Origin of the sequence: Enterovibrio baiacu, assembly GCF_004120195.1 — a bacterium.
GTDB classification, from domain to species: Bacteria; Pseudomonadota; Gammaproteobacteria; order Enterobacterales; family Vibrionaceae; genus Enterovibrio; species Enterovibrio baiacui.
Genome location: NZ_SCHN01000014.1, coordinates 187,740 through 200,019, shown reverse-complemented (window position 1 = coordinate 200,019; position 12,280 = coordinate 187,740). Strand labels below are relative to the sequence as shown.

General features: G+C 47.9%; 12 protein-coding genes and 1 rRNA gene. 5 read left to right on the top strand and 8 right to left on the bottom strand.

Annotation, left to right across the window (positions count from 1 at the left end):
* The first annotated feature begins 88 nt into the window (after window positions 1-88).
* Window positions 89-204 (top strand): 5S ribosomal RNA (gene rrf, locus EQP46_RS16580).
* Between the two features lie 301 nt (window positions 205-505).
* Entirely contained in the window at window positions 506-844 is a 339-nt protein-coding gene (locus EQP46_RS16575) for a 50S ribosome-binding protein YggL (RefSeq protein WP_129494694.1), read from the top strand.
* A 26-nt stretch (window positions 845-870) separates the two neighbouring features.
* Here the strand turns inward: EQP46_RS16575 and EQP46_RS16570 are convergent, their stop codons facing one another.
* Window positions 871-1,377 carry a GNAT family N-acetyltransferase gene (locus EQP46_RS16570; RefSeq protein ID WP_129494693.1) on the bottom strand — a complete coding sequence of 169 codons (507 nt, stop codon included), beginning with the start codon at window positions 1,375-1,377 and terminating at the stop codon, window positions 871-873.
* Between the two features lie 79 nt (window positions 1,378-1,456).
* Window positions 1,457-2,479: an EF-P beta-lysylation protein EpmB gene (epmB, locus tag EQP46_RS16565; RefSeq protein ID WP_129494692.1), complete on the bottom strand. Its 1,023-nt coding sequence runs from the start codon at window positions 2,477-2,479 to the stop codon at window positions 1,457-1,459.
* Window positions 2,480-2,513: 34 nt separating this feature from the next.
* Between epmB and efp the strand changes: the two genes are divergently transcribed.
* Window positions 2,514-3,080, top strand: coding sequence for an elongation factor P (gene efp / locus EQP46_RS16560; protein ID WP_129494691.1), 567 nt, complete (start codon window positions 2,514-2,516; stop codon window positions 3,078-3,080).
* 229 nt (window positions 3,081-3,309) lie between these two features.
* Complete coding sequence (locus EQP46_RS16555) at window positions 3,310-4,725, top strand: SPFH domain-containing protein (RefSeq protein WP_129494690.1); 1,416 nt, start codon at window positions 3,310-3,312, stop codon at window positions 4,723-4,725.
* A gap of 58 nt (window positions 4,726-4,783) precedes the next feature.
* Here EQP46_RS16555 and frdD read toward each other — a convergent pair whose 3' ends face one another.
* The 4 genes from frdD to frdA are packed head-to-tail and all read right to left on the bottom strand — an operon-like array spanning window position 4,784 to window position 8,118.
* Window positions 4,784-5,146 carry a fumarate reductase subunit FrdD gene (gene frdD / locus EQP46_RS16550; RefSeq protein WP_129494689.1) on the bottom strand — a complete coding sequence of 121 codons (363 nt, stop codon included), beginning with the start codon at window positions 5,144-5,146 and terminating at the stop codon, window positions 4,784-4,786.
* A 25-nt stretch (window positions 5,147-5,171) separates the two neighbouring features.
* On the bottom strand, window positions 5,172-5,555 hold the full coding sequence (frdC, locus tag EQP46_RS16545; protein WP_129494688.1) for a fumarate reductase subunit FrdC: 384 nt from the start codon (window positions 5,553-5,555) through the stop codon (window positions 5,172-5,174).
* Window positions 5,556-5,557: 2 nt separating this feature from the next.
* A complete protein-coding gene (locus tag EQP46_RS16540) occupies window positions 5,558-6,298 on the bottom strand; it encodes a succinate dehydrogenase/fumarate reductase iron-sulfur subunit (RefSeq protein ID WP_129494687.1) in 741 nt (246 codons plus the stop codon).
* Entirely contained in the window at window positions 6,298-8,118 is a 1,821-nt protein-coding gene (frdA, locus tag EQP46_RS16535) for a fumarate reductase (quinol) flavoprotein subunit (RefSeq protein ID WP_129494686.1), read from the bottom strand. The genes EQP46_RS16540 and frdA overlap by 1 nt, the downstream gene beginning before the upstream one ends.
* A 493-nt stretch (window positions 8,119-8,611) precedes the next feature.
* On the opposite strand from frdA, the gene epmA reads away from it, so the two are divergent.
* Window positions 8,612-9,583, top strand: a complete 972-nt coding sequence (gene epmA, locus EQP46_RS16530) for an elongation factor P--(R)-beta-lysine ligase (RefSeq protein ID WP_129494685.1) — start codon at window positions 8,612-8,614, stop codon at window positions 9,581-9,583.
* A gap of 80 nt (window positions 9,584-9,663) precedes the next feature.
* Here the strand turns inward: epmA and EQP46_RS16525 are convergent, their stop codons facing one another.
* Window positions 9,664-10,551, bottom strand: a complete 888-nt coding sequence (locus tag EQP46_RS16525; RefSeq protein ID WP_129494684.1) for a DMT family transporter — start codon at window positions 10,549-10,551, stop codon at window positions 9,664-9,666.
* Between the two features lie 124 nt (window positions 10,552-10,675).
* Complete coding sequence (locus tag EQP46_RS16520; protein WP_102392471.1) at window positions 10,676-12,091, bottom strand: SLC13 family permease; 1,416 nt, start codon at window positions 12,089-12,091, stop codon at window positions 10,676-10,678.
* Between the last annotated feature and the right edge of the window lie 189 nt (window positions 12,092-12,280).

Sequence of the window (12,280 nt, the reverse complement as noted above, 5' to 3'; positions counted from 1 at the left end):
CAAGGGGTTTTAGCGGACTCAAGAAGAACATTGAATGTGTGTTGAGACACAAAGCTAGTCAGAATTTTCCCAGATTTTAACAAATTTGCTTGGCGACCATAGCGTTATGGACCCACCTGACTCCATGCCGAACTCAGTAGTGAAACGTAACAGCGCCGATGGTAGTGTGGGGTTTCCCCATGTGAGAGTAGGACATCGCCAGGCTTGAATTTAAAAAAGCCCTGACCTTATGGTCAGGGCTTTTTTGCGTCTGGAGAAAAGCAGAAACGAGACTTGAGAAGGCGAGGGACGAGAAAGAGCAGGAAGAGCAGAAAGAGCGGGTCCTGGAACCTGGGAAAAGCGAAGAAAAACGCGCACATATATCTTCATCTGAATGAGTCCAAAGACACACTGGATCGTACTCTCGCACTCTCAGTATGCACTTTGTCTCAATTTTCACGTCCTAGAATACTATTTGTCCGAATGCTTCTATGCTAATGACACATAATCCAGACGAGTCTTATGTATGCCAGTACATCGTTCTAAGCGTTTAAAGAAGAAGCTCTATCTTGATGAATTTGCCGTGTTTGGCTTTGTTATTTCGCTAAAACTCAATACAGACAGTGATGATGTGCTGGATGAATTTATTGAGTCTCTTGCTGACTTTGCAGAGTCTCGTCACTTGTTAGTGGGTGGCGGTGGGATCAGTAGTATTGAACTTGTAGTGGGGTCATCATTACGCTTTGGTTCAGCGACAGATCAAGACAGGTTAGCGATAAAACAATGGATTGAGTCCAGAGAAGAGGCTGATATTGTCGATATAGGCGCTTTGGTGGATTTGCACCAGTTGACGTTAGATGATTAGGGTCAGCCCCTTCAAGACTTCTCTGGTTAGCGTGTTTGCCGTGATGGTGTAATGCGGGCCATGTGGTATGCATTAACATAGTTGCCATTTCGAAATGCATATCCGATAGCGGTTCCTTCTATTTCAAAACCAAACTTTTTGTAGAGCCCAATTGCAGCCTCGTTATCACAATAGACAGTAAGTTCAATGCGTCGTAAGTTGAGCCAGTTATCAGCAAGATCGATGACTTTTTCAAGAAGTTTACTCCCAACGCCTTTGCCTAAATGTTCATCATGCACAGCCATACCAAATTCTCCGACATGACGACGGCGTTGATTTTCACATACCTGAAAACCAAGTTGGCCAATGACAATGTTGTTCTCTTCAGCAACAAGGCTATACATATTTTCCGGTAGGTTACTCATACGCTTTTCCCATAAAGATAATGATGGGAGAGGAAGTTGCAAAGTACCTGCTTGCGCGTTGGGACAAGAATATAACTGTTGAATAGCAGGAATATCGCGAGGCTCTGAAGGCCTAATGATGACAGTCATAGCAACTCCAAGGTTTGTAAGAGAGAAGCTATCATTGCCTGCTATCAACGAATTATCAATAGGTTACTTTGTTCAAACCTTATTCTAAATGGAGGTCTAGCGGTGTTTTACTTGCCTTGCCCCCAACCTCTCTCGTCAGTTTAGGGACAAGATAGCCTGACACTTCTTGGATCAGCCCCGCCATTAATGAACGCGCTTCATCATCTGATACAAGAAAGTGAGCAGCCCCTTTCACTCTATCAAGAACGTGTAGGTAATAAGGCAAAATACCTGCATCGAAGAGGGCATTACTGAGGTTTTTAAGCGCATCGACCGAGTCATTTACGCCTCTTAAAAGCACACCTTGATTCAACAAGATGACATTTGCTTGGCGTAACGTTGCCATTGCGTTGCGCAGTTCATCGTTGATTTCGTTGGCGTGATTGATATGCGTGACAAGGACGACCTTAAGGCGCGTGTTTTCAAGCAACGTCGCCAGTGCTGCCGTAACACGTGATGGGATTACAACGGGCAGTCTTGTATGAATACGTAGCTTTTTAACGTGAGGCACTGTCTCAATCGCGTCGACTAACCATTTAAGTTCATGGTCCTTTGCCATTAGAGGATCGCCGCCCGACAAGATCACTTCATCAACTTCGGGGTGAGCGTGAAGGTAAGCGATCGTTTCGCGCCACGTTTCTTTGCTGCCTTTGTTATCCTGATAAGGGAAATGTCGACGGAAGCAATATCGGCAGTTAACCGCACACCCACCTTTTACAATCATCAGCACGCGGTTTTTGTATTTATGCAGTAAACCGGGAACGTCATTATCTTGCTCTTCTAAGGGGTCGGTTGTGAAGCCTGGCGTTTCTTCAAACTCTTCAACCACGGGCAAGACTTGACGTAGAAGTGGGTCATTTGGGTTCCCTTTTTCCATCCTCGCAATGAAACTTTGTGGTACACGTTGTGAGAACAAGGTGCGCGCAGAAAAGCCGGACATCCATGGCATAGCTTCTATATCAAGCTGTTGCAGAAGAATTTGAGGATCTGAGACAGCATTTGCGATCTCTTTGAGCCACTTTTGCTCAACAGGCGATGCGTTTCGGGTTATTATGTCCGGCATTTATGACAACTTCGAAGATGTTAAGAGGATAGACATGGCGTCTTTTAGCACCAATGAATTCCGCGGTGGAATGAAAATTATGCTTGATAATGAACCTTGTGTCATTATCGAAAATGAGTTCGTTAAGCCTGGTAAAGGCCAAGCGTTCAACCGCGTAAAAATCCGCAAGCTGCTTTCTGGCAAAGTGCTAGAGAAAACATTCAAGTCAGGCGACTCCGTTGAAGCTGCTGATGTAATGGATCATGAGCTAGATTACCTCTACACAGACGGTGAGTTCTGGCACTTCATGAACGCAGAATCTTTCGAGCAAATCGCTGCTGATGAAAAAGCGGTTGGCGATAACATCAAATGGCTGAAAGAGAATGACCGTTGTACGCTGACACTTTGGAACGGTAACCCAATTGCGGTGACTCCACCAAACTTTGTTGAGCTTGAAGTTACTGATACAGACCCAGGTCTAAAAGGCGATACTGCTGGTACTGGTGGTAAGCCTGCAACATTGATCTCGGGCGCAGTTGTTCGTGTACCTTTGTTCATTCAAATCGGTGAAGTGATCAAAGTGGATACTCGCTCTGGCGAATACGTGAGCCGCGTTAAGTAATCACGGTTTATCAGCTTTGCTTTAAAAAGGTCGCTTAGGCGGCCTTTTTTGTGCCTTTTTTCTGTGTACTAATTCTCTCGGTAAATGTATCGGTAAAAACGAATAATAATACCGAATGTTTCGATTTTTATAATGGTAAAATATTTGTTACATTTCTCTGCGTTGTTGATGAGTTATTAATCCGTTGGCGAGAAGCTTTACTCATCAAGAGCTAATAAGGAGAAATAAAATGGATAAAGAAAGCTTAGGACAGAGCTTAGATTTAGAAGGAAAGCGTCGGTTTGCACGAACGGGCTTGAAAGCCGCCATTGTGGGGATTCCCCTTGTCGTGCTGGGTCTTACCGTTAATAGTTCAGTGTTGATGACAGATGCGGGTTATAGCTACGTGCATCAGAATAATATCACCGGCCAGCTTGATGTCTTCACCGAGCCTGGTATTCATTTCAGAATGCCGTTCTTATCGAAAATCACGCAGTATGATCAGGTGATCACAGTGTCTTTCGGGAATAACACGGGTGAAGATTTTTATCAGCGTCTCGACCCTGTTCAGGTTCGCTTTGCTGACACCTACATCGGGGAAATTCCGGTCACGTTCCGCTTTAAGTTGAGCCCAGATCCGGACTCCGTGAAGAAGATGCACCGAGAGTTTCGCAACAACAATAATCTGATTGATGCGTTGTTAGTTAAAAATGCACGAAATGTCACCGTCATTACAGCCACGCAATATACGGGTGAAGAGTTCTTCCAAGGTGGGTTGAATCAGTTCAAATCAAAACTTGGGGATCAGCTTCGCGAAGGTATTTATCTGACAGAACGTCGTCAGGTAGAGGTGGAGCAAATGGATCTTGCCCCTGTTGGGCTGGATCAGTCCGATGCAAATAAGCTGCAGCGAACCAAGCAGCTAGTTTGGAAAACCGTGCCTGTACGAGATGGGAATGGACAACCGATTCGCCAAGATAACCCATTGCAGCAATACGGCATTCAGGTCACGCAGGTGACAATCGGTGACCCACAGCCTGAGAAGCAGTTAGACCAATTGCTGGCGGATAAAAAGCGACTGGTGGCTGATCGCATCCGAGCTATTCAGGAGCAAGAAACCTCAAAAGCGCAGGCAGAAACGGAGCAGTTGAGAAAAGAAATTCAACGAACTCGTGAAGTGCAGGATGCGCAACGTGCCAAAGAACTTGCTGTTATTGCGCAACAAAAAGAGGTCGCTGTCGCTCAGCAGATTGCGAAACGAGAGATCGTTGAGGTTGAGAAGAAGAAGCAGCTTGCTGTTGTAGAAAAAGCCAAGGAGCTTGAAATCGCAGAGGCAAACCTTGCCATTCAACAAGCGAACGCCAAAGCAGCAGAGTTTGAAGCCATGGCGATCCTGGCAAAAGGTGAAGCGGAGGCAGAAGTACTGAAAGCGACCTATGACGCTTATGGTTCTAACCGAGATGTGTACTTAGCGGAATTACACCGTGATACCTCGACAGCACTATACAACAACTTGAAAGACTTCAAGATTGAAGTGCCTAAGCATTACTTTGGTGGTGGTAACAGCGGAAAGATGACGACCAACCTAGACGTGATCACTGGCCTAGGCGCATTGGGTATGATGGAAAAGGCTGATGCGTTACAGACGATGCCAAAGCAACAGTAGTACGTAAGCAGTACGATCAAAAAAGGGAGCGAATGCTCCCTTTTTCATGCCTGATAGATTAAATCATGAAGATGAAAATCACAGACAGTGCAGTTACCAAGAATGCGATGGCATAACATGCCACTTTGCCCGCAGTTCCTGTATGGAACTTAAGGTCGTGCATACCGTGGTGTAGACGGTGCATTGCGTGCCACATAGGCAGAGACAGTGTACCAATCGTAAACAATGCACCAATGAAGCTGGTAACAAAGCCTGATACGCGCTCATAGCTCAATGCGTCTGCATCAAGCATGCCTAGCGGTGCCATGATACCCAGAACCAAAATGGTCACAGGGGTAATCATTGCAAACCAAGAACCGCCAGCGCCGAATAGGCCCCACCATACTGGTTCGTCAGAACGTTTTGGATTCAAATCGACCACGTTTTATCTCCTCACTTGTATGGTGTTAAACCACAAACAGAATAACGGCAGAAATCACCGCAACTGCAGCCCATTGAGCCAGCACAATGATTTTCTTATCAAGCTTCTTGCCACCGATACGGATAGGCATCACTTGCGGCATCATGCTGAAGAAGGTTTGCGCATGGTATAGGCTACCAAGCAATGCCACGATGTTAATCGCGATCACTACTGGGTTTGCCATGAAGCTTAACCAGCTCTGCCATGCGCTTTCGCCCATCACCAAGCTACCCAGACCGAAGGTCAGGAACGCGGTGAAGAAAATCAATGGCAGTATGGTGGCTTCACGTACCATGTACATGCGGTAGAAAGGATGGTCTTTCCACCAGGTACGTTTCATTTCGCGAACGTAAGGTTTACGGTTAGACATCCTTATGCCTCCTGCGGTTTAAGCATCGCAATCACGAAGTCTTGAGACGACGCAATCTTACCTTGGTTAACGGCCGCTGCTGGGTCAACGTTCTTAGGACAAACTTCAGAACAGTAACCAACGAAGGTACAGCCCCATGCGCCGTTTTCACCATTGATCAGCTTCATACGCTCTTGAGCACCGTTGTCACGGCTATCAAGGTTGTAGCGGTGAGCCAGTGTTAGCGCCGCAGGGCCGATGAACTCAGGGTTCAAACCAAACTGAGGACATGCTGCGTAGCAAAGACCACAGTTGATACAGCCTGCGAATTGCTTGTAGCGAGCAAGTTGCTCAGGTGTTTGGTTGTTTGGACCGTCTTCAGGTGTACGATCGTTACCAAGAATGTAAGGTTTGATAGCCTCTAGGCGCTCGATGAACGGCGTCATATCAACGATCAAATCTTTCTCGATAGGGAAGTTAGCCAGTGGTTCAATGGTCACGCCATCTGGGTAATCACGCAAGAATGCCTTACATGCCAGTTTTGGTACGTTGTTAACCATTAGGCCACAAGATCCACAGATCGCCATGCGGCAAGACCAGCGGTAAGACAGATCTTTGTCTAGGTTGTCTTTGATGTAACCCAGTGCATCAAGCACAGACATGGTTTCATCAAACGGCACGTCGAAAGTTTGCAGGCGCGGCTCTGCGTCTTTCGCTGGGTCGTAGCGAAGAATGCTTACTTTTTGAATGCGATTTGCTGACATTATGCCTGCTCCTTCTCAGCTTGCTCTGCTTTCTCGGCCTTTTTCGCAGCTGCTTCTGCTTCTTCCGCTGCAGCACCGTATAGACGAGCTTTAGGCTGAGATTTCGTGATTTTAACGTCACCGTACTTGATGGTCGGTGCAGCATCTTTGTTGTAGAACGCCAAAGAGTGCTTCAGGAAGTTCACGTCATCACGCTCAGTACATCCTTCGTCTAGACGTTGGTGTGCACCGCGAGATTCGCGACGTAGCAACGCGGAGTGCGCCATTGCTTCAGCAACTTCTAGGCCGTAACCTACTTCAATCGCATACAGAAGGTCAGTGTTGAACACTTTGCCTTTGTCTTTGATGCTAATGCGCTTGTAGCGATCTTTCAGTTCAGTCAGCTTATCGATGGTGGCTTGGATCAAATCTTCACGACGGTAGATACCACAACCCGCTTCCATGGAATGGCCCATTTCAGTACGGATATCAGCCCAGTTCTCATCGCCTTCTTGATTCATCAGCGCATCGATGCGTGCTTCAACCGCTTTTACCTGACGCGCGATTTCTTCGTCGTTCCAGCCAGCGAATTCACGAGCACGTTCAACGGCACCTTCGCCCGCAACGCGGCCAAATACCACCAACTCAGCCAGTGAGTTAGAACCAAGACGGTTTGCACCGTGAAGACCAACAGATGAACATTCACCCACAGCGAACAAACCTTTGATAGCGGTTTCGTTCTTACCGTTAGTTTCAATACCACCCATGGTGTAGTGCGCGGTTGGACGAATTGGAATTGGCTCTTTTGCAGGGTCAACGTTCACGTACGCTTTTGCCAGTTCACAGATGAACGGCAGACGCTCGTTGAGGTACTCTTCGCCTAGGTGACGAAGATCCAACATCACAACATCGCCCAATGCATGTTTGATGGTGTTGCCTTTTTGCTGCTCATGCCAGAAGGCTTGTGAAACTTTGTCGCGAGGACCCAGTTCCATGTATTTGTTCTTTGGTTGACCGACTGGGGTTTCTGGTCCCATACCGTAGTCTTGTAGGTAACGGTAACCGTGTTTGTTCACGATAATACCGCCTTCACCACGACAACCTTCGGTCATCAGGATACCCGTGCCAGGTAGGCCTGTTGGGTGATATTGAACGAATTCCATATCACGTAGTGCCGCACCGTGACGGTATGCCATCGCCATGCCGTCACCTGTTACGATGCCGCCATTGGTGTTGCAGTTGTAAACACGACCTGCGCCACCTGTTGCTAGAACAACAGACTTCGCTTTGATACAAACCAATTCACCTTCAGACATGTGAATGGCGATTAGGCCTTGAGCTTCACCATCAACAACCAAAAGGTCGACAACGAAGTATTCGTCTAGACGTTTGATTTGTTTGTATTTGATAGATGTTTGGAAAAGCGTGTGCAGCATGTGGAAGCCGGTTTTATCGGCCGCAAACCAAGTGCGCTCAACTTTCATACCACCGAAACGACGAACGTTCACGTCACCGTTTTCTTTGCGGCTCCATGGGCAACCCCATTGTTCCAATTGGATCATCTCGCGAGTGGCGTTCTCAACGAAATATTCAACAACATCCTGTTCACAAAGCCAGTCACCACCACCAACGGTATCGTTGAAGTGGTTATCGTGGCTATCCTCATCCTTGATGACGGCGGCAGAGCCACCCTCTGCGGCCACAGTGTGGGAACGCATTGGGTAAACCTTAGAAATCAGTGAAATTTCTAGATCTGGATTTGCTTCAGCAGCAGCAATGGCGGCACGCAAGCCTGCGCCACCGGCGCCAATGACAGCGATATCTGTGGTAATAGTTTTCACAGCTATCCTCCGGAGGAATGTTAAAAAATGAAATAATGCGTAACGCACTAAACTAAAAATCTGTCCCCATCTTATTAGACCTACATGCCGTAAAATTTGATTTGAAAGGGTATTTGTTTCGACTTTCTTAGGCAGAGACATGCATAACCATCGTTTTGTGATCTGAGTCGTTTCTGATGAAGAATTAGGCGTGTTAATTGTGGGTTACGGAGTGCTTTGGCATGTTTCTAACACGTAAACAGTGTCTTTCAGATTGTTGATTTAACTGTCTATTTTAAAAAGACTTTTTATTGAAAATGAGAATGATTCTTGACTGTAAAGTTGAAAATTAGGCCCTCCCTGTTCATCTAAGCGGATGAAAGAGTAAAAAGTGGGAGCAAGGCTTGCCGCTTATGTGGTGTTTTTCTTCACCTTAAGCGTTGCTTTTCAGGGTTTTTATCTTTTCGGCTGAGCGCTACAATGCCGGCCATTCTGTTCATCACGAGTTTATGACATGACCCAGCATTGGCGTCCAACTGCAGACATTGCATCTTTGAAAGCTAGGGCAACATTGATCAGCACCATCCGCCAGTTTTTTGCTGAGCGCGGTGTGCTGGAAGTTGATACGCCTGCCATGAGCCAAGCCACCGTCACGGATGTGCACCTTCATACATTCAGTGCTGAGTTTGTGGGGCCGGGATATGCAAAAGGGATCCCGTTGTACATGATGACGAGCCCTGAATTTCATATGAAGCGACTGCTTGCGGCAGGAAGTGGCGCGATTTACCAGATAAACAAAGCGTTTCGCAATGAAGAAGCGGGGCGTTACCACAACCCAGAATTCACCATGTTGGAATGGTATCGACCTGGGTTTGATCATCACGCCTTGATGAATGAGATGGATGCACTGTTGCGCACCATCCTTGGCGGCGATGCGGCTGAGCGCATGACGTATCAAGACGCATTTCTCAACGTGCTGGGGGTGTGCCCGCTAGAAGGTTCGATGGATGAACTGAAAGTGGTGGCGGCTTCTTTGGGGCTCTCTGATATCGCGGAAGGCGAAGAAGACAGAGACACCCTGCTTCAACTGCTGTTCAGCATGGGCGTTGAATGCAAAATAGGGCAGGTTGTTCCTGCGTTTGTTTATAATTTCCCTGCATCACAAGCCGCATTGGCGAGAGTGTGCGAAGATGATCCGCGCGTGGCGGCGCGCTTTGAGGTTTACTACCAAGGCATTGAGCTGGCAAACGGCTTCTACGAGCTTGATAACGCCGATGAACAACTCGCGCGTTTTGAAGAAGATAACCGTAAACGTGAAAAAATGGGGCTGAAAACACAGCCTATCGATCATCATTTGATTGATGCGATTCGATATGGATTGCCTGATTGTGCAGGTGTTGCGCTCGGTGTTGATCGCCTGATCATGCTTGCTCTAGGAAAATCTCACATTGATGATGTGATTGCCTTTCCTGTTGGTCGAGCGTAATCGAATCGAGGCTGTACCAAACAAAAAAACGCCGCAGATAGCGGCGTTTTTTATACGAAGCACTGATGTGTAAAGGCTTGTTAGCTTGAAACAATCAGCCCGGTTCCAGCAACAGCAAGCGCAGCGCCTATCCAAGCACTTGGTGCCGGGCGTATTTTGGTAAAAAGCCAAATCAACGGCAGCACCATCACCGGTGTGGTAGAAGACAGCAGCGCGACGGTACCGACTTCGCCCCATTTCAGCGCATACATAATAAGTGTCATGCCGACTGCCATCGCAAGAAACCCGTTCACGACGACCATACCAAAGATGCGCCAGTTCATTGGATTGACGGGCTGGGCGACGCGCACTTGCAGTAACACCAAGGTGCCATGTGCCAAGAACGCAGCGATCATTCGAATAGCAGAGGCGGCAATGGGGTCAACATGCTCCGTCAACACAGGTTTAGCAATCACACCACCTAAAGATTGGCAAAGTGCAGCGGTTAAACCAAGCGCAATGGCGATGCCTAAACTGCCTTTGGTTTCTTCCCATTGATGCGTTGCACCGCTTTGGCGAAAAAATACCGCCACGAGGACGCCAGAGAACACCAACACTGCGCCCAGTAATCGCCAGCCTTGCAAGGTTTCACTGAATAACCAGATGCCGAGCAGAGCAGAAAAGACGGCGTGGCAGGAGTACAACAACCCAGAGCGACGAGGGCCAATGCGGTTCATACAACCGAACAGCGCAGTATCACCGATGAAGATACCGATTAAGCCGGATAGCGCCATAGGCCACCAAATGTCAGAGGAAATGGTGGCCCACCCTCCGGTTATCAGGGCAAGTACACTCAGCATGATCGACACACAAGCCATTCGCCAGCGGCTATACGCAAAGCTCCCTAAATGGCGAGCGGGTGTGACAGAGATTAGGCTGGATATCCCCCACAAAAATGCGGCAGCCAGCGCGAGCCATTCATAACCCACGTTCAATACCTCGAGGCAGGCAATAAAGCACTGCAAATAATTCGGAAAAGAGCGCGAGTGTATATGGAGATGAGAAGCGGGGAAAGGCCTTCAGACCTTTCCCCGTTAAACCGTCAGGCGAGGATTACGTCAGAATTAACATGGCAGCATAAACCATGGCTAAACCAACGACACCTACGATGATACCGACCTTCGCCATATCGCGGCTTTCGATGAGGCCTGTCGAATAGGCAAGGCTGTTAGGCGGTGTCGATACCGGCAAAATCATACCCAGAGACGCGGAGAACGCGACAACAACCAGCAGGCCTTGAATGCCGCCGACGGCTGAGAGACTTTCCATTGACGTCGCGACAGCGGCAGCAATAGGCATGAGCAAGTTGGCGGTGGCAGTGTTCGACATGAAGTTTGCCATCACCCAACAAATCAGCGACAAGGTGAGCACGACAGCAACAGGCGAGAGGGTGTCGTAATCCACCGCGTGTGCAAGTGCTTCAGCGAGCCCCGTTTTATCGAGCGCCAAACCAATGGCAATACCACCGGCCACTAGCCATAGCACGTCCCAGTTAATGAGTTTTAGCTCTTCTTTGCCCATGATGCCCGTCAGCGTAAAGACCGCGAGAGGTACAATCGACACCACGTAGGTGTTCATGCCATGAAGGCTGGTGGTCATCCAAAGCAAAATGGTTACCGCAAAGGTGGCATACACAGTGTAAGCACGCCAGTTGCGTTGGAATTTGCCGTCTAGTTTGAGGGTCATTTCCTCTTGTTGGGCAGGGAAGAGTTTTTGCAGTAACCACCATGCAAATGACAACTGAACAATGACAAAAGGTAAGCCCATCATCATCCAATCTAAGAAGCTAATGGCGTTTTCACCCGTCAAATATTGCAGAGCTATGGCATTGGGTGGCGTACCTATCGGCGTGGCGATACCCCCTGTGTTCGCCGCAATCGGGATACACAAAACCAGGGCTTTTACACCGATGTCGCCTTTAGGGACAGACGCCACAATCGGCGCAAGCAAAGCCAGCATCATGACAGTGGTGGCGGTGTTCGACATGAACATGGAAAACACAGCAGTGATCAGCATCAAGCCCAACATGATGGCTTTTGGCTTGGTACCAAAAGGCTTGAGTAGGACGCGTGCGAGGTTGTTATCCAATTCGTATTTTGATGCGGCGATGGCGAGGGCAAAGCCCCCCATAAACAGAATGATAATCGGTGAGGAAAACGCACTGAATATGTCTGTGTACTTGATGAGTTCGCCGATCTCATGGCCGGGTTGGGCTTCTCGAAACCAGCGTAATCCTTTGTCAGAGATCATGATGAGTTCGAGGGCGATGATCAGAATGGATGTTGCAAACACGGGGACGGGTTCAAGTACCCAAAGCAAGGCAGCCAAGAGGAAGATGGCCAGTAAGCGGTGTTGAATAATGGTTAGGTTGTCGATGGGAATCCAATCGATGGGCATCATCAACACGCCGAGGGGAATACCAAATGCGAGTAGAAACTTAATGCCATCGGCACGAGAAAGTCTTGGCATAGATTTGTCACCGTCCGTTAAGAATAAACTGCGTATCATCCAACGAATTCGAGCTGAAATTCATTGTGTTGGAAGGCAAATGTACGGTTTATAGCTTACGGTGCGTCGACAGGATTTCTCTGTTCTTGGATAAGGTTTACGTACAAAAAAAGGGCAATAATGCCCTTTTCGTCGCAGATTCAGAATTTG